Below are 18087 nucleotides of genomic sequence, written 5' to 3' on the forward strand. Positions count from 1 at the left end.
GGGTCGGCGTCAGTGCGCGGTCCAACCGCCGTCCAGCGGGAGCGAGGTGCCGGTGACGTAGCCGGCGTGCGGCGAGCACAGCCACAGCGCGGCCTGGGCGACCTCCTCCGGCTCGATCAGCCGCTTGATCGCGCTGCGCTCCAGCATCACCTTCCGCACCACGTCGTCGGCGGGGATGCCGTGGGCCAGGGCCTGGGTGGCGATCTGGTTCTCGACCAGCGGGGTGCGGACATAGCCGGGGTTGATGCAGTTGCTGGTCACCCCCTGGGCGGCGGCCTCCAGGGCGACGACCTTGCTCAGCCCCTCCAGCGCGTGCTTGGCCGTCACGTAGGCGCACTTGTAGGGGCTGGCGCGGAGCCCGTGGACGGAGGAGATGTTGACGACCCGTCCCCACTGCTTCCGGTACATGTGCGGCAGGGTGCGCCGGAGGATCCGGAACGGGGCCTCCACCATCACCCGCTGGATCAGGGTGAACATCTCCGGCGGGAAGTCCTGGACCGGCGCGACATGCTGCAGCCCGGCGTTGTTGACCACGATGTCCGCGTCCTCCGGCAGTCCGTCGACGGCCGCCGGGTCCGAGAGGTCGACGACCAACGCGGTCCCGCCGATCTCCTCGGCCACCTGCTTCGCCGCCGCAGCGGCCCGGTCGACCACGTAGACGTCGGCCCCGGCCCCGGCCAGGGCCAGCGCGCAGGCCCGGCCGATGCCGCTGGCGGCACCGGTGACCAGCGCGGTCCGGCCCGCCAGGAACGCCTCGGGCGGGGCCTTCCGGCCGACCGCCGGGTCGAGGCCGGGCGGGTCTGCCCGGTCGTCTGCCCGGTCGTCGGCGTGGTCGGCGGTGCGGCGGGAGGGGGCGGTCCGGCCGGTGGCGGGCCGGGACGGGGCCGGGGGCGTGCCGGGGCTCTGGATGCTCTGCATGGCCGCCACGCTAGGAACGGCCGTCCTCCCGGCACATGTGGCAGCGAGCCACAGTTGGCAACCGATCCATGGTGTCCACCACCATGCCGGGACGGCTGCCGGGCCATCCGGGCAGACCGGGCCGGGGCGCGGCCGGGGCGCACGCGGCGCAATGGGGCCGCACGCCATGCCGGGGCCGGGGAACTGTCGGCCCACCCCATGCCCACGCCCGGCGGCGAGTCGTAGCGTCCGGCGCCAGAACCGCGAAGTCCCAGAACCGCGAAGTCCCGGCCGCTCCACCCACGGCGGCACCCCCACCCCGAGGAGATCCACCCATGCAACTCTCCCTGCGGAGACGCCTCTTCCGAGGCATCACCCTGGCCACCGTGACCGGCCTGCTCGCCGCCGGCCTCGGCCTGGTGGCCGCGTCCGCCCCGGCCTCCGCCGCCACCGGATCGTTCCAGCAGGTCACGAGCTTCGGTTCGAACCCCGGCGCGCTGCAGATGTACAGCTACGTCTCCGCCGCGCCCCAGGCCGCCGCGCCGCTCGTGGTCGCCCTGCACGGCTGCACCCAGACCGCCACCGAGTACGAGCAGGACTCCGGCTGGCAGCAGTACGCCGACCAGTGGGGCTTCGACATGGTCTACCCCCAGCAGACCAGCTCCAACAACTCACTGGAGTGCTTCGACTTCTTCGACCCCTCCCAGGACGCCCGGGGCAACGGCGGCGCGGCCTCGGTGGTCCAGATGGTCCAGTACATGGAGGCGCACTACAGCATCGACCCGAGCCGGGTCTACGTCACCGGCCTCTCGGCGGGCGGCGGGCTGACCTCCGAGCTGCTGGCCGACTACCCCGACGTCTTCGCCGGCGGCGCCATCGACTCCGGGCTCCCGGCCCAGTGCGCCACCGGCGGCAGCAACTCCGCCTACACCTGCATGGACGGCGCGGTGAACAACACCGAGGCCCAGTGGACCTCGCTGGTCACCAACTCCGACCCGGGCTACACCGGTCACTGGCCGCGCGTCGCCATCTGGCAGGGCACCTCCGACACGGAGGTAAACCCGGCCAACGCCACCGAGGAGATGGACCAGTGGACGGGTGTCTGGGGGATCTCCCAGACGGCGTCCAGCACCCAGTCGCTCACCGGCGGCACCACCGAGTCCGTCTACAACGACGCCACCGGCAAGCCGGCGGTGGAGCTCTACGCGATCTCCGGCATGGGCCACGGACTCGCCGTCAACCCGGGCAGCGGCACCGGCCAGTGCGGGACGACCGGGGCCTACTTCCTCCAGGCGATCTGCTCCAGCTACTACACCGCGCTGTTCTGGGGCCTGAACAACACCGGCTCCACCGCCTCGCCCACTCCCACCCCGTCCGCGTCCGCGTCCGCGTCCACCTCGGCCTCACCGACCCCGACGCCGACCGCGTCGGCCTCGGCATCCGCCTCACCGACCCCCACGCCGAGCGCGAGCTCCACCCCGCTCGCCAACTGCTGGACCACCAACAACGTCGCCCAGAACCTGGCCGGCCGCTCCTACTTCATCGGCACCGAGAGCTACGCGATCGGCTCCAACGAGGACGCCGGCGCCTACAGCAGCACCGTCATCAGCAGCATCCAGGAACCGAGCCCCGGCTACTGGACCGTCGTCCCGCACTGCTGACCGGGACGCGGCGCGGGGTCGCGGCAGCCGCCGCGCCCCCGCGCGCTCTGCGGTCGTCGCGCTTCGGGCGAGCCCGCTGGGCTGATCCGCGCATGGCTACTTCCCTCTGTTCACCCATCGGGGTGATCATCAAATTAGATAGTGTTCGCACCGTTTCCCGGTCGATGCAGCTCTGAGCTGCGCAGACATCTCCAATTGCGTTGTGCGGGCCGGTTCTTCGGCGCCCGTGCGAGGTGACTCAAGATCCCTCTTTGCCTACAGTCGAGCCGGTTCCCTTGGGCTTGATCTTGGTGAGGTTACGAGTGTCGATCGAACTCGGCTCCGCAGCAGCGGTGTTGGAGGGACTGGGCGGCTGGGTGCCGCCGCGGGTGGTGACCAATGAGGAGTTGCCCGCAGCCTGGGGAGTCGACGATGCCTGGGTGCGGCAGCGCACCGGCATCGCCACCCGGCACTGGGCGGACGCCGGTACCTCGACCGGGGATGCGGCCGAGCGGGCCGCGCGACGCGCGCTGGCCACCGTCGGCACGCCCCGGACGGACGCGGTCATCGTGGCCACCTCGACCCCGGACCGCCCGATGCCCGCAACGGCACCGCAGCTCGCGGCCCGGCTGGGGCTGGACGGGGCTGCGGCCTGGGACGTCTCGGCGGCGTGCAGCGGGTTCGTCTACGGGCTGGCCGCCGCCGCGGGCGCGATCTGCGCCGGCATCGCCGAACGGGTCCTGCTGGTGGGCGTCGAGATCTACTCCACGCTGATCGCCCCTGACGACCGCAGCGCGGGAGTGGTCTTCGCGGACGGCGCCGGCGCCGTCGTGCTGCGCCGTGGCCTGGCCGGGGAGCCGGGCAGCGTGCTGGGCTTCGACCTCGGCAGCGACGGGTCCGGCCACCGCCTGATCGAGGTGCCCGGAGGCGGAGCGCTGGAGCGGGCCAGACCGGAGGCCTACGGGCCGGCCGACCGCTACTTCCGGATGGACGGCCGTGAGGTCTTCCAGCACGCCGTGACCCGGATGACCGAATCCTCGCGACTGCTGCTGAAGAACGTCGTCTGGACCGTGGCGGACGTCGACCGGCTGGTCGCGCACCAGGCCAACGCCCGCATCCTGAGCGCCGTGGGCGAACGCCTGGGCATCCCCGCAGAGCGCCGCATCCACCACATCGAGAAGGTCGGCAACACCGGCGCGGCCTCGATCCCGCTGGCCCTCGCCGACGCAGCCGCCCGCGAGGACCTGCGCCCCGGCGAGAAGGTCCTGCTCACCGCCTTCGGGGCCGGACTCACCTGGGGCTCGGCCGCTGTGCTGTGGCCCGGGCTTCCCCCCATTGCGCCGGTGCACGACACCGGCGTCCCCACCGTCCGCTCGCTCTGAGCGGCCCTTCCATCCCGAAAGGGCTTTGCCATGTCCTCTGTTCAGATGTCCCTCCATGCCGCCTTGACCGCCAAGTTCGAGGTCCCGGCGTCCGCGATCGTTCCCGACGCCACCCTGGAGAGCCTCGGTCTGGACTCGCTGTCGCTGGCCGAACTGGCGCTGGTCCTGCAGGAGGATCTCGGCCTCATGGTCGAGGAGTACGAAACGACCGGCGGGACCACCGTGGGCGAGCTCACCCAGGTGCTCACCGCCAAGCGCGCGGCGTCGGCAGGGGCAGGGGCAGGGGCGGAGTGACCCGCACCCGCCGGGGCGGTGGCGGGCAGTTGTGAGGTGGGTGCGGACTGCGGTCTGCGCCTCAAGGTACGGGTACGGCCGGACGGTGCGTACCCGATGTCGAGGGAAGGAACAACCGTGCTGTCCGAATGCACGACACCTGATCGCGCGTGGCACATCTCCGCGGTCCATGTTGCACGGGACGCCCCCGCTGACGACGCGTTGGTCAGCGACGTGCGGCAGTTGAGGGCGCGAATCCTGTACGACCGTGGGCGCCGGCCCGACTTCCGCACCCCGGACGGCCTGTACGCGGATGATCAGAACCTGGACTTCGGCGCCTGGCACTTCTTCGCCGGACGCACACCGCACGGGCACCCCCTGGGCTATGTGCGGCTCTCGACGCCGGAGACGAGCGAGCTCTTCCAGAGCAGGGCGTTCCTGGGGTCCGAGCGCTTCGAGGAAGTGCTGCGCGCGCACGGCCTGGGCGCTGCTGAAACGTTTGAGCACAGTCGCCTCGTCGTCGAGCACCATGCCCGGAAGCTGGGTCTGGGTGTCCACCTGAACGCGGTCGCCATCGCGGCCGCACAGCACCTGGGCGCCAAGGCGATGATCGGGACCTCGGGCACGGCGGACGGCCAGGACCGGTTCCACGAGCGCTTCGGGTTTCGGCCGGTGGCGGGAACGCGGCGGTACGTGGAGCAGTACACGGAGGACGTCGTTGCCATGCTCTACCGGCTGGTGGAACCGGCCGGGGAGTACCGCGACCTGGTCGAACGCCTGGAGGAGGACTTCCCTGCCTTCGTGACCACGGCTGAGCAGATGCGGACCGATGCGGCGCGGGCGGGGCACGAGCGGGGCGAACGCGGGCGCAGTGCCCCGACCGGTACCGCGCGTCCGGACGGTCTCGACTGCTGGCAGCCGGTTCTGTTCGACCTCGGATGCGAGCGGGACGGGGCGGACTTCGCGGCCCTGCTCGCATCGGGACAGGTCCGCGAGGTGCTGGACACGATCGAGGACCAGCTCAAGGAGCTGGTCACCAGCCGCGACCCCGGGCTGCGGCGCTCCGCCGAGGCCGTCGACCAGGCCGTCACGGAGCAGTTGGCGGGAGGCGGGCCGGGGGAGTACGGAACCTGGGTCTGGTACCCGTGGTCGGGCCGGGTCGTGCACCTGCTGCCGCGCGACGAGTTCCGGCTGGTGCGGACCGACCGCAACCGGGGCCGGATCGAGCGCCCGCAACAGCGGCAACTGTTCGAACGTCGGGTCGGCATCATCGGCCTGTCGGTCGGCAGCAGCGCCGCCCTGACCTTCGCCATGGAGGGGCTCGCCGGGGCGTTCAGACTGGCCGACTTCGACACCCTCAGCCTGTCCAACCTCAACCGGCTGCGCGCCGGCGTCCATCACCTGGGGCTGAACAAGTGCGTGATCGCCGCCCGGCAGATGGCGGAGATCGACCCCTGGCTGGACATCGAGATCTACCCCGGCGGCCTGACCGACGACCTGATGGAACGCTTCTTCACCGGTGGAGCGGGGCCCATTGACCTCCTCGTGGAGGAGTGTGACACCCCCTACGTGAAGCTCGCTGCCCGCGAGCATGCCCGTGCCCTGCGCATTCCCGTCGTCATGGACGCCAACGACCGCGGCATGCTGGACATCGAACGATTCGACCTGGAACCGCAGCGGCCTCTCCTCCACGGGCTGCTCGGCCGGACCACGGCACAGGACCTCGCCGACCTCACGCACCAGGAGACGGTGGACACCATTCTCGCGATGGTCGGCCGGGACACGATCAGTGCCGACATGGCCGCCGCCATCCCCAGAATCGGCACCACCCTGAGCAGTTGGCCCCAACTGGCCTCCGGGGTCGCCCTGGGCGGAGCCCTCACCGCGGAGGCGGCCCGCCGCATCCTGCTGGGAATGCCCCGTCCGTCAGGACGGTTCTACGCCGATCTCGAAGCCCTCACCTCTGCCGACCGGAGCACGCTGACATGACCACGGTCGCCCACGAGCAGACCGCTGCCTCCCACACCGGAGACGGCTTGGCCGTGCCCTTCGCGATCACCGGCACCGGCATCCACATCCCGTCCGCGGTGGTGACGAACGCGGACCTCACCCACACCACCCAGCGGAGCGGCGACTGGATCGCCGCGCGCACCGGCATCCACGAACGGCGCCGTCTGGCACCGGAGCTGGCCACCTCCGACATGTGCGCGGCCGCCGCTCGTCCCGCCTTGGCAGCGGCCCGGGTCGGCCCGTCCGACCTCGACGCCATCATCGTGGCCAGCTACACCCACGACCAGCCCATGCCCTCGACCTCACTGATCGTCAAAGACACCCTGGGAGCGCGCCGGGCCATGGCCCTCGACGTGGCCCAGGCCGCCTGCGCCTCCGGCGTCCACGCCGTACTCCTGGCCGCCCACCTCCTGCAGAACCCCTGTATCGGCACCGTCCTCGTCATCGGTGCCGACTGCGCCTCCCGCGTCACCCGGCCCGGCGACCGCACCGCCGGAGTCTTCTTCGGCGACGCGGCGGCCGCCGCGGTCCTGAGCCGCAGCGGGACACCGGGAGCCGGACTGCTCTCCTACGACATCGGCTCGCAGCTCTCCTACGCCGTGCAGATCCCGGCCGGTGGCTCCCGACTGCCCACCAGTTCCGAAACGCTCGCCGCCGGAACCCACTACGTCAGCATGGACGGTCCGGCTGTCTGGGACACCGCCACCGCCCGCCTGCCCGAGAGCATCACCAACGCCACCCGCCAGGCCGGCCTCACGCCCCGGGACATCGACCACTTCTTCCTCCACCAGGCCAACATCAATATCCTGGACGCGGCCCGCGACGCGCTCGGCATCGCCGCGGACCGTGTCCCCATCACCCTCGACCGACTCGGGAACACCGGCGCCGCCGGCATCTTCACCGCCCTGCACCAGACCGCCTCCGCCGGCGGACTGCGCTCGGGAGACACTTACGTCATGTCCGCCATCGGTGCCGGATTCCACTGGGGCACCCTTTGCCTGCGCCAGGCCTGACCCCCGGGCCAACACGGAGAACTGCGGCGTTGTTGCCGAGCGGCTCCCGCGGACGGTCGTCGACGCCGGGGCGGCGACGGTGGTGCGGGCTACGAGGTGGGTCGGTCGGCGGCGCGGGCGGCCATCTTGGCGAGGGTGACGGTTTCGTCGGCGCGGCCCCAACCGCCGTCGGTGACCTCGTCGATGAGGACCATGGTGTGCGGGCGGGCGCCGTCGCCGAAGTAGTCGGCGAGGAGGCTGGTGGTGCGGTGGATGATCTCCTCCTTCTGCTCGGCGGTCAGGGTGCCCTGGGGGATCTTGTAGTTCGCGAACGGCACGGTGGTGTTCCTCTGCTGTCTGGTGGCGTGGTGTGCTGCGGGTGGGCGGGGTCAGTGGGAGCCGGTGCGGGTGAGCAGGTCCTCCAGGTCGATGCGGCGGTAGAAGTCGGCGCGGATGCGGTCGGCGACCGCGGACACGACGTCGCTGCCGTCCCCGCTGGGGTCGATGTGGACGCGGAAGGGACGCTGGCCGCGGGGGAGGTCGACCACGTGGGCGATGGCCCGGGCGACCTCGTTCGCGTCGGCGTCCGGCGGGACCAGGGCCGAGAGGCGGCTGTCGAGGTCGTGCATCAGGTCGCCGTAGCGGGTGCCGTAGGCGGCGGCGCGCACGGTGTCGGCCGGGGTGCCGGCGTTGGCGAAGTGGTTGGTGCCGGAGGTGTAGGCGCCGGGGACGATGATCGTGGTGTCGATGCCGAAGCGGATCAGTTCGGCCGCGTAGCTGACGGCGATGGCGTCCATGGCCGCCTTGGCGCCGAAGTAGGGGGCCAGGAAGGGCGGGCAGCCGCCGCGGGTGCTGGAGGAGCCGACCCAGACGACCAGGCCGCTGCCCTGGGTGCGCAGGTAGGGCAGGGCTGCGCGGTTGACGCGCTGGGTGCCCAGGACGTTGACGTCGTAGACGCTCGCGTACTGCTCGGGGGTGAAGGCCTCGGCCGGCCCCTGGACCATGTGGCCGGCGTTGTGGACGACGACGTCCAGATGCCCCTGTTCGTCGACGATCCGGTCGATGGCGGCGTCGACGGAGGGCTGTGAGGTGACGTCCAGTTCGACGGGGCGCAGGTCCACGCCGTGCAGCGGGGCTTTGTGCTGGATCTCGGCGACGGCGGGGGCGTTGCGGCCGGTGGTGTCGCGCATCCCGGCGTAGACGGTGTGTCCGGCGCGGGCCAGGGCGCGGACGGTCAGTGCACCGAAGCCGCTGGAGGCCCCGGTGACCACGACGGTCTGACGGGCGCTCTGCTCCGGGGTGTCGTGCGGGACGGGGCTGGTGGTGTCGGGCATGGGTGTCCTCTGCTGGGGGCGGGAACCCGGGGGCGGGAATCCGGGGCGGTGGCTGGGGCGGGGTCTCAGGCCAGGCCGCCGTTGACGCGGATGTTCTGGCCGTTGACCCAGTGGCCGGCGGCGCTGGTGAGGAAGGCGACCAGTTCGGCGATGTCACCCGGGGTGCCCAGGCGCTGCAGCGGGACGGCGTCGGCCAGGCGGGCGATCTGCTGCTCGTCCTTGCCCTCGAAGAACAGGTCGGTCGCGGTCGGGCCGGGCGCGACCGCGTTGACGGTCACGTCGCGTCCGCGCAGTTCCCGGGCCAGGATCAGGGTCATGGCCTCCACCGCGCCCTTGCTGGCGGCGTAGGCGGAGTACTCGGGGAAGGAGGTGCCGAGCACCGAGGTGGAGAAGTTGACGATCGATCCGCCGGGCCGCAGCCGGCGCGCGGCCTGCTGGTTGGTGACGAAGGTGCCGCGAATGTTGGTGCGGTGCACCGCGTCCAGCACGTCCAGGTCCAGCTCCGCCAGCGGCGCCAGCACCATCCGGCCGGCGGCGTGCACCAGGATGTCGACACCGCCGAAGACCTGCTCGGCCTGCCCGAACACCTCCGCCATCGCCTTCTCGTCCGCCACGTCGGCGCGCACCGCGATCGCCCGCCCACCCCGCTCGGTCACCTCGGCGACCGCGGCCGTGGCCGCCACGTCGTTGGAGGCGTAGGCGATGACGACCGCCACGCCCTCGTCGGCGAGCCGGAGGGCGGTCCGCTGTCCGATCCCGCGCGACCCTCCGGTGACCACTGCCACCCGGCCGGTGCTGTTCTGCTCTGCCATGGGTTCGGCTCCTGTCTGTGCGGGTGCTCCGGTGGCAGCGGGTCCTCCCTGCTGCCGTTACCCAGCCTCGGCCACGCAGGGCTATGCGTCCAATGAATCATTCGGATATAGGGTATGCGTGTGACGCATCTCGATCGGGTGGACCTGAATCTCCTCATGCCGCTGGCCGCACTGCTGGAGGAGCGGCACGTCTCGCGCGCCGCTCAGCGGGTCAACCTCTCCCAGCCCGCAGTGAGCCGAGCACTGCAGCGCCTGCGCGAGACGCTGGGCGACGAACTCCTCGTCCGGGGCGCGGCCGGCTACGAACTGACCCCGCGCGCCGAACGCATCCAGCGTCAACTGGTCGCGGTCCTGCCCCGGCTGGAGATCCTGTTCGCCGGCGAGACGTTCGACCCCGCATCCGCGGCCGAGTCGTTCCGCCTCGCCGGCACGGACTACCCCGCGATGGTGTTCGGCCCCGCCCTGTTCCAACGCGTCTTCCAGCAGTCGCCGCACTCCACCGTCGCCTTCCGGGCCTGGCACGACGGCGTCTTCGAGGACCTCACCCGAGGGCTGACCGACATCGTCTTCTACGGCGTGGCGGCACCACCCGTCCTGCGCTCCGAGAAACTGTTCAAGGAGACCTTCGTCTGCGTCATGTCCGCAGACCACCCCCTCAGCGCCCAGGCACAGCTGCAACTGGACGACTACCTGCGCTGCTCGCACGTCATGGTCGACATCGTCGAAGGCGACCAGACCGTGATCGACCGCCACCTGCACGCCCTCGGCACCCCGCGCACGGCGAGCCTCAGGGTGCCGTACCACGCCGCCGCCCCCCTGGCCGTACCCGGAACATCGCTGGTCGCGACCCTGCCCCGGCGCATGGCCGCGCAGCACGCCGACAACCCCGCCCTGCGCCTGGTGCCCGCGCCGACCGAGATCCTGGAGATGACCTACTACATGTCCTGGCACCCCCGACTCGACGACGACCCGGCCCAGCGCTGGCTCCGTGAGACCGTACGGTCCGTCACCGCCGACATCTGAGGGTCTGTAGGGTGCGCGGTCGCGCTCTCAGGCGTCGAGCACCAGCCGCAGCAGCGCGCGCAGCGACTCGCGTTGCTGCGGGGTGAGCCGCTCCGGCGGGGCTGCGGCGAAGGGCATCCGGGCGCGGAGGTCGGCGGCGTACGCGCGTTCACCGCCGTCAAGCTCGCGGACGGCGACGAGCTCCAGCGTCCGCGACTGCTCCTCCGCGTCGCCGATGGCACAGCCTGGGGAAGGAGGGGGCGGGGGCGCCGGCCCCTCTCCAGGACAAGCCGACGGCCCCGCCGCACGGGGGAGCGGTAGGGCCGTCGTGGGTCCAGGATGCACCGTCTGACCGGTGTCTGGCTGGAGATCGGGCAGACTGCAGCCAGGGCCACGCGCAAGACCGGCCGGAGCCGAGCAGCGGACAGTGGCTTCGGTCACGACGATCCGCAGCAGCAGGTGCCCGTCGGCGGGTGCGGCGGTGGGGGCGGGCGGCGGCGGATCAGCGACCGGTGGTGACGACCATGCGGAAGCGGGCCTTGCCGCTGGACATCTTTGCCACGGCGGCGGCGGTCTGCTCCAGCGGGACTTCCTCGATCCAGGCCCGCACGCCGGTCTGGGCGGCGAAGCGCAGGGTGTCCTGGGTGTCCAGGGCGGCGCCGGAGGAGTGGCCGTAGACCTTGCGGTCCCCGGCCAGCAGTTGCAGCGGGCTGACGGCGACCGGCTCCAGAGAGACGCCGACGATGATGAGTTCGCCGCGGCGGCCCAGGCCGTCGACGGTGGCGGACATCGCGTCGGCGTCGGTGACGGTGGCCAGGACCACCTTGGCGCCGCCGAGCGCCTGGAGGGCTTCGGCGACGTTCCCGGCGGTGCTGTCGATGTAGTGGTCCGCGCCGAGCTTGTGCGCCAGGGGTTCCTTCTCCGCGCCGCGGGCGATGGCGACCGTACGGAAGCCCATGGCGTGGGCGAACTGGACGCCCAGGTGGCCGAGGCCGCCCACGCCGAGGATCGCGACGGTGTCGCCCGCGCGGGCGGCGGAATGGCGCAGGGCGTTGAAGACGGTGACGCCGGCGCAGGCCAGCGGCGCGGCCTCGGCATCGGTCAGTTCGTCGGGCACGGCCGCGAGTGCGTCGGCGGGCACGATGACGGAGTCGGCGTAGCCGCCCGGGTAGGCGGCGCCGGGGATCTGCAACTGGGCGCAGTGGATGGCGTCGCCGTCGCGGCAGGCCTCGCAGTGTCCGCAGCTGCCGCCGAACCAGCCCACCGCGACCCGGTCGCCGACCTGCCAGCCCTCGACGCCGTCGCCGAGGGCGTCGATGCGGCCGGCGATCTCGTGACCGGGGGTGACCGGGAAAGTGGTGCCGGGCAGCAGGCCGGCGCCGATCAGCAGGTCGGAGTGGCAGACGCCGCACGCCACGACGGCGATGCGGACCGCGCCGGGGCCGGGCTCGCGCAGCGGCACTTCGACCAGTTCGAGCGCCGCGTCGGGGGCGGCGAGCTGAACGGCGCGCACGGTGTTGGCGGAGGTGGGGACGGCAGGGGAGGCGGGGGTGGAGGCAGCCATGGAGGGTTCCTTTGCCAGGGGCTCTGCGCGGGGTGGGGCCCGCACCTGCCGGCCCCACCGCTTCGATACGTCCACCATCGGTCGGCCACGTACTGCCGGTCCGATGACGAGTGGTCCGTGACCAGTCCACCGTGACCGGAGCCCCGCCGCACGCTGGATGCAGCCGCCCGGTGCCGCGGGGCACTGCCGTGTGCGGCGCGGCGCTGCCGGCCAGGGCGTCCCGGTCGGCTGCGGTCATCAGGCCGTCGGCCTGCAACTGGGCTGCCATCGGGAAGGTGTCGACCGGTGGGAGCAGGGGAGGGAAGGCGCGGTGTGGGGTGCATGCAGGCTGCGGAAGCCAGGCCGGGGGTGGCTCAGTCCCTACGATCTGTTCTCCTGGTCATTCCTTCGAGCACCAGTCGCGAGGTAGCCTTTCCATATGCCGATGCTCGTTTCCCGTCTCCATGTGGATCTCCTCCGTGTCACGAGCATGTCCTGTCGCGCCGACGTCTGACCTCAGAACTCTCTCCCCACCGGTGCCACACCCCCTGGACGTGTCATGTCCGAGCAGCTTCCCCTGATCGACCTCTCCCGCATCGACCGCGAGGCATTGCACCGCGCGGCCCGCGATGTGGGGTTCTTCCAGCTCGTCGGCCACGGTGTGACCGCCGCGGAGACCGAGGCACTGCTCTCCGCGGCGCGGGCCTTCTTCGCGCTGCCCGAGGCCGACCGGCTGGCGATCGACAACCTCAACTCCCCGCACTTCCGTGGCTACACCCGTACCGGCAACGAACTCACCCGGGGCACCCGCGACTGGCGCGACCAGCTGGACATCGGCGCCGAGCTGCCCCCGCACTTGCCGGGGGCGGGTGAACCCGACTACTGGTGGCTGGAAGGCCCCAATCAGTGGCCCGAGGCCCAGCCCGAGCTGCGCAGGGTCACGCTGGACTGGATCGAGCGGCTGAGCGCCGTCTCGCACCGGCTGCTGCACGAGCTGCTGGCTGCGGTCGGGGCCCCGGAGGACTTCTACGACGACGCCTTCGCCGGGCACCCGCACGCCAATCTGAAGCTGATCCGCTACCCCGGACGCGCCCCCGAGGGGGACGAGCAGGGGGTGGGCGTCCACAAGGACTACGGCTTCCTGACCCTGCTGCTGACCGACGGCGTGGGCGGGCTGCAGGTCGAGGACCAGGACGGCGTGTTCCAGGACGTCCCGTACATACCGGGCGCGTTCGTGGTCAACCTCGGCGAGTTGCTGGAGGTCGCCACCGACGGTTACCTCAAGGCCACCAACCACCGCGTGATCAGCCCGCCCGGGGCGCGGACGCGCTACTCGGCGCCCTTCTTCTACAACCCGCGCCTGGACGCCCGGATCGCGCCGCTGCCGTTCCCGCACGCCCAGCACGCCACCGGGGTCACCCAGGACCCGGAGAACCCGCTGTTCGCCGAGTACGGGCAGAACGCCCTCAAGGGGTGGGTCCGCGCGCACCCCGAGGTCGCGCGCAAGCACCACCCGGGCCTGGTCACCCCCAGGGCCTGATCGGCCGTGGCGCCCGCCCGGGGACCGGGCGCAGGCGCCGCCGGACAGGGCGATCGTGGGACGGGCCTACGGACTGCCGGCGGAGAGTACTTGTTCCTGACATGTCGTGTTCCGGCCCGACGGGCCGCTGGCGGCTTCCCAGCGCCGAGGGCGTGATCGGCGTCCGCCCGAGCGTCACGGGTGGACGCCGATCGTCGTGTACCGCAGGCAGTGTTCATCGGCGGTTGCGGCGGTTGCGCAGCAGGCGGACGAGGTAGATGGGAGCGCAAGCTGCAGGCCGCCACCACTGACCTCAGTGGTGGCGGCCTGCGCTGCACAGGCACCGTCCGGTGCCGATCCGCTGCCCTGGCCGCCGTCTGTGTGGCGGCCTTCGGTCAGTGCTACTGGTTGCAGGGGGCGTTGGTGGGAGGTTCGGGGGAGGTGTTGGTGAAGATGACGGTGCGTTGGCCGCCCGTGTTGTCCTGGGCGTTGGAGAGGTTGTGGCCGGGGATGGTGTACGTGTACCCGCCGACGCTGAACTTCCAGTAGCCGATGGTCTCCATGACCAGGGGGGATTCCTCGATCCAGCCGAACTGTCCGGGCGGTACCTGGATGTCCACCGTCTGCGCGGTCTCGTCCTGGTCGACCCAGGTGTGGTTGGCCGAGAAGTCGATGCCGAGGAACTCGAAGGGCTCGAAGGACAGTTCACCGCCGACCGACCACTCGGAGCCGGTCAGGTGCTTCCACTCGGCGCCCAGTGTGGCCGGGCTGTCGGGGCTCTTGTTGTAGAGGACGTTGCCGAACACGCAGGCGGGTGCGTTGTAGGGGGCCGGGGTGCTGCTGTCCTGGAAGGTGCAGTTGGACGTCTTGTCGTTGGCGCAGGCGGCGGCGGTGTGTTCGAGGGCGAGGTTGAGGATGCCGGGGGCGGTGGTGCCGTTTCCGCCCAGGTTCCAGGCCTGCTTGTGGTTCGGGTCGCCGTCACCGCAGGTGAGTCGAAGGATGTCCTGGGGATTGAAGCCGCCCTCGGCGTTCTGCAGAGCTGTGAGGCAGTAGGCTCCGCCGGCCTCGTGGATGCGGTAGCGCGTCGGCTTCCCGGTGTTGTCGGTGGTCGCCGGTTCGAGGTACCACGTCCCCAGGGGGGTGGCGGGGTTGGTGCAGCTGGTTACGGACACCGGCTGAGCCTGCCCGGCCATGCACCTGAGGGTGCTGTGGTTGACGATTCTGAACGTGCCGTTGGTGGCGCCGGGAACGGGCGTGAGGGCCCATTCCTGAGTTGCCGAGTGCGGGTTGGCGGCGTCGGGGGTGACGAACTCGTGGGCGGCGCTGTCGAGATCGAGATCGAGGTTCAGGTCGGCGTTCTCAATGGTGAGGCAGTCCAGCGAGCCGGCGCCGGCGCAGTAGTCGGTCTGGATCTGGGCCGGGTCGCTCCAGTCGAGCCAGGTGCCGGCCGGTGAGTCGGGGGTGCCGGCGGCGAGCTGGTCGATGACGGACATCGTGGCGGCGGCCTTGTCGACGACGATGAGCGTGAAGGCGCCGGAGGCGGTGCGGGTGACGGTCAGCGCAGTGGCCGTCGCCCCGGCTTGTTGCGGCCAGCCCCCGTCCCAAATGCCGGTGGCGTTGGTGCCCGGGACGAGGGTGTGGGTCTGGGAGCGGTGGACGACGGTGTGGTCGGCGTTGAAGCCGAAGACCGACAGGCGTCCGTCGCTGGCCACGGCGACCACGGGCGGTGAGGTGAGGGCCAGGCCGAGGTCGTAGGGGTGGCTGGTGTCCCAGGTGCCGTCGGGGGTGGCTGCGGTGCCGGACTGGGACTGGGCGATGGTCCACGGGTGGTGGTCGCTGCGGTTGGCGAAGGCCTGCAGCAGGGTGCCGTTGCCGTGCGTGCTGGTCTGCCCGGTGTTGGTCCTGTAGGCGTTGGTCACGAGTTGCGGGTTGCTGATGAAGTCGGCGCCCAGATCGGTCCAGGGCGCCCAGTTGTCGGTAGGCAGCGCGAGCTGCTCCGTGCTGGGCTGCTTCTGGCTGGTCGCGTTCAGATGACCGTCGCTGGTACGGGCCACCAGCGCGATGCGACCGGCACCGGCGACGACGGCGGCGGGGTCACCGGCCCACGGCCCGCCGCCCAGCTTCTCCCACGCGCTCCAGCCACCGTCGTTGGGAGCCTTCTGGGCGCGATGCCAGATGGCGTTGTCCGCGCCGCGCACGAACAGCTCCAGGCGGCCGTCCGAGTTGCCCTGGACCTGGCCGCTGGCACGGGTGGAGGCGGCGGCGTTGTTGTCGGTCACCACGACCGGCGTCCCGGCCGCCGTCGTGCCGGTCGGAGTGCCCATGTCGCTCCAGGCACCCCAGCCCGACGCCTCCTGCGCCTGGAACCAGACGTGACCGGAGGCACGGGTGGCGAAGACCTCCAACCCGCCGTCCAGCCTGTGCCCGACGGCGGGGTTCTTGCTGGTCTGTCCGCCGGTGTCGATCCAGTGGCCCCACTGGCCGGTGGCGGAGTTGCGCTCGCGCCGCAGCAGGCCGTCGGGAGACCCGCCGACGGCGAGGGGAGCGCGGACGAACACCACCGTGCTGCCGTCCTCGGCCGTGGCCACGACCGGCGCCCCCGCCGTGGTGGGAGACTGCGCTCCCGCCGTGGCCGGAGACTGCGCCTGTGCCGCGGGTGCGACGGCGGCCGGAAGCAGTCCGGCCGTGGCAAGGGCGGCGACAAGCGTCAGGTGCAGGGCCCGCCTGCGCGGGCGGGCCGGCTGTCGGTAGGAGCGGGCTGGGAGAGTGGGAAATCTGTGCATGAGCAGACCTTCGGGGACGACGGGACGAGAGGCTTGTGCAGTGCAGGCAGGCGAGCCGGCAGCCGGTACAGCCGGGGCGGGGAACGCACCCTCGGCGTGTGGCTAGTGGCCGGACACGATGGCAGCGGGCATGGCTATGGACCGGCCAACGCTGACGCTCCGGCTGCCCAGGAGCAGCCCGCCCTCGCGGTCGCAATCACCGCTCCCGGAGGTGGTCCGGTCTCGAACGCAAAGCCGGGGCCACCCAAGGCCCGGCGTCGTCTGCGCCATTCGGCCCCGTGTCCTCACTGGTGCCATGTCGTCCGAAACATCTACTGACACCTCATCAGGAGCCATAATGGCAAAAAATATCTGTTTACGACTCAAAGTCAACGAGCGACCCGGATTCCTCGCCGCTCCCTGACGAGTGGTCCGGCCGCGCGTCCTCCGGGGCGGCGTGGCCCGGTGGGGCACAGTAGTGCCCATGCGCTGGTTCGACGCCCCCGACTACTGGCTCGGCCGGCTGCTCTTCCAACGCGCCCTGGCCGGGGTGTACCTGGTCGGCTTCCTGGCCGCCGCGCGGCAGTGCCGGGCGCTGATCGGCGAACACGGTCTGCTGCCCGCGCCGCGCCACCTCGCCCGGACCACCGGCCGCGACACGCCGACCCTGTTCCGGCTGCACTACTCGGACCGCTTCCTCGCCGCCGTGGCCTGGGCCGGCGTGCTGCTGGCCGTGGCGCTGGCCGCCGGGCTCGGTGACGAAGCGCCGCTGTGGGGCGGCATGCTGCTGTGGACCGCGCCGTGGGTGCTGTACCTCTCGATCGTCAACATCGGGCAGACCTGGTACTCGTTCGGCTGGGAGTCGCTGCTGCTGGAGGCCGGCGCGCTGGCCGTCTTCCTGGGCAACGCCCACACCGCGCCGCCCTGGCCGGTGCTGCTGCTGATCCGCTGGCTGCTCTTCCGGGTCGAGGTGGGAGCAGGCCTGATCAAGCTGCGCGGGGACAGTTGCTGGCGCGATCTGACCTGCCTCTACTACCACCACGAGACCCAGCCCATGCCGGGGCCGCTCAGCTGGTGGTTCCACTGGCTGCCGCGTCCGCTGCACCGGGTCGAGGCCGCGGCCAACCACCTGGTGCAGCTGGTCGCGCCGGTGGCGCTGTTCCTGCCGCAGCCGGTGGCGACGGTCGCGGCGGCGGTGATCGTCGCCACCCAGCTGTGGCTGGTGCTCTCCGGGAACTTCGCCTGGCTGAACTGGCTGACCATCACCCTGGCGCTGAGCGCGGTCAGCACCGGGTCGCCGCGCGCCTACCCGGCCACCCCCGACTGGTTCCTCGCCTGTGCGACGGCCTACAGCGCGCTGGTGGTCGTCCTCAGCTACCACCCGGCCCGGAACCTGCTGTCGCGGCGGCAGGCGATGAACCGCTCGTTCGACCCGCTGCACCTGGTCAACAGTTACGGCGCCTTCGGCAGCGTGACCCGGCTGCGGCACGAAGTGGTGCTGGAGGGCAGCGCCGACGGGCACACCTGGCTCGCCTACGAGTTCAAGGGCAAGCCCGGCGATCCGCACCGCCGACCGCGCCAGTGGGCCCCGTACCACCTGCGGCTGGACTGGCTGATGTGGTTCGCCGCGATCAATCCCGGCTACGCCGGGCCCTGGATGACGCCGCTGCTGCACCGACTGCTGGACGGTGACCGGGACACGCTCCGGCTGCTGCGCGGCAACCCCTTCCCGGACCGGCCGCCGGCCCGGGTCCGGGCGATGCTCTACCGCTACCGCTTCACCACCCGCGCCGAGCGTCGCGCCACCGGCGCCTGGTGGCACCGGGAACCGGTCGGCACCTTCCACCGACCGCTGTCCGCAGCGGAGCGGCCGAGCAGCGCGGACCGCTGAACCCGACCGACGCCCCATATCCACGAGAGC

The 18087-nt window shown here is 71.6% G+C and carries 15 protein-coding genes; 9 read left to right on the plus strand and 6 right to left on the minus strand.

Annotation, left to right across the window (positions count from 1 at the left end):
• Window positions 1-9 precede the first annotated feature (9 nt).
• Window positions 10-918, minus strand: a complete 909-nt coding sequence (locus tag BS75_RS41460; protein WP_152645839.1) for a 3-hydroxybutyrate dehydrogenase — start codon at window positions 916-918, stop codon at window positions 10-12.
• Between the two features lie 314 nt (window positions 919-1232).
• Between BS75_RS41460 and BS75_RS41465 the strand changes: the two genes are divergently transcribed.
• The 5 genes from BS75_RS41465 (at window position 1233) to BS75_RS41485 (ending at window position 7215) form a co-directional block, all read left to right on the plus strand.
• Window positions 1233-2558: an extracellular catalytic domain type 1 short-chain-length polyhydroxyalkanoate depolymerase gene (locus BS75_RS41465; protein ID WP_034091894.1), complete on the plus strand. Its 1326-nt coding sequence runs from the start codon at window positions 1233-1235 to the stop codon at window positions 2556-2558.
• A gap of 302 nt (window positions 2559-2860) precedes the next feature.
• Entirely contained in the window at window positions 2861-3919 is a 1059-nt protein-coding gene (locus tag BS75_RS41470; protein ID WP_034091895.1) for a beta-ketoacyl-ACP synthase 3, read from the plus strand.
• Between the two features lie 30 nt (window positions 3920-3949).
• Window positions 3950-4213 (plus strand): acyl carrier protein, encoded by a 264-nt coding sequence (locus BS75_RS41475; protein ID WP_034091896.1) that lies wholly within the window; start codon window positions 3950-3952, stop codon window positions 4211-4213.
• Window positions 4214-4435: 222 nt separating this feature from the next.
• Window positions 4436-6181, plus strand: coding sequence for a ThiF family adenylyltransferase (locus tag BS75_RS49745; RefSeq protein WP_231608059.1), 1746 nt, complete (start codon window positions 4436-4438; stop codon window positions 6179-6181).
• Complete coding sequence (locus BS75_RS41485; RefSeq protein ID WP_034091898.1) at window positions 6178-7215, plus strand: 3-oxoacyl-ACP synthase III family protein; 1038 nt, start codon at window positions 6178-6180, stop codon at window positions 7213-7215. Before BS75_RS49745 ends, BS75_RS41485 begins: the two co-directional genes overlap by 4 nt.
• 89 nt (window positions 7216-7304) lie before the next feature.
• Here the strand turns inward: BS75_RS41485 and BS75_RS41490 are convergent, their stop codons facing one another.
• The 3 genes from BS75_RS41490 to BS75_RS41500 form a co-directional block, all read right to left on the minus strand.
• On the minus strand, window positions 7305-7532 hold the full coding sequence (locus BS75_RS41490; protein ID WP_034091899.1) for a tautomerase family protein: 228 nt from the start codon (window positions 7530-7532) through the stop codon (window positions 7305-7307).
• 51 nt (window positions 7533-7583) lie between these two features.
• Window positions 7584-8528: an SDR family oxidoreductase gene (locus tag BS75_RS41495; RefSeq protein ID WP_042437925.1), complete on the minus strand. Its 945-nt coding sequence runs from the start codon at window positions 8526-8528 to the stop codon at window positions 7584-7586.
• A 65-nt stretch (window positions 8529-8593) separates the two neighbouring features.
• Window positions 8594-9340, minus strand: coding sequence for an SDR family oxidoreductase (locus tag BS75_RS41500; protein WP_034091900.1), 747 nt, complete (start codon window positions 9338-9340; stop codon window positions 8594-8596).
• A gap of 120 nt (window positions 9341-9460) precedes the next feature.
• On the opposite strand from BS75_RS41500, the gene BS75_RS41505 reads away from it, so the two are divergent.
• Complete coding sequence (locus BS75_RS41505) at window positions 9461-10363, plus strand: LysR family transcriptional regulator (protein WP_081983484.1); 903 nt, start codon at window positions 9461-9463, stop codon at window positions 10361-10363.
• Between the two features lie 481 nt (window positions 10364-10844).
• Here BS75_RS41505 and BS75_RS41510 read toward each other — a convergent pair whose 3' ends face one another.
• Window positions 10845-11906, minus strand: a complete 1062-nt coding sequence (locus BS75_RS41510) for an alcohol dehydrogenase catalytic domain-containing protein (protein ID WP_042437921.1) — start codon at window positions 11904-11906, stop codon at window positions 10845-10847.
• A 418-nt stretch (window positions 11907-12324) separates the two neighbouring features.
• On the opposite strand from BS75_RS41510, the gene BS75_RS52405 reads away from it, so the two are divergent.
• Together BS75_RS52405 and BS75_RS41515 are read left to right on the plus strand one after the other, a co-directional pair.
• Window positions 12325-12399 carry a putative leader peptide gene (locus tag BS75_RS52405; protein WP_369405863.1) on the plus strand — a complete coding sequence of 25 codons (75 nt, stop codon included), beginning with the start codon at window positions 12325-12327 and terminating at the stop codon, window positions 12397-12399.
• Window positions 12400-12444: 45 nt separating this feature from the next.
• Window positions 12445-13425, plus strand: a complete 981-nt coding sequence (locus tag BS75_RS41515; RefSeq protein ID WP_034091902.1) for an isopenicillin N synthase family dioxygenase — start codon at window positions 12445-12447, stop codon at window positions 13423-13425.
• 380 nt (window positions 13426-13805) lie between these two features.
• On the opposite strand, the gene BS75_RS41520 is transcribed toward BS75_RS41515, so the two are convergent.
• On the minus strand, window positions 13806-15992 hold the full coding sequence (locus tag BS75_RS41520; RefSeq protein WP_034091903.1) for a hypothetical protein: 2187 nt from the start codon (window positions 15990-15992) through the stop codon (window positions 13806-13808).
• A 658-nt stretch (window positions 15993-16650) separates the two neighbouring features.
• Here BS75_RS41520 and BS75_RS41525 point away from each other — a divergent pair.
• Window positions 16651-18057, plus strand: coding sequence for a lipase maturation factor family protein (locus tag BS75_RS41525; RefSeq protein WP_034091904.1), 1407 nt, complete (start codon window positions 16651-16653; stop codon window positions 18055-18057).
• Window positions 18058-18087: the final 30 nt, after the last annotated feature.

This window comes from Streptacidiphilus albus JL83 (genome assembly GCF_000744705.1).
GTDB lineage: Bacteria > Actinomycetota > Actinomycetes > Streptomycetales > Streptomycetaceae > Streptacidiphilus > Streptacidiphilus albus.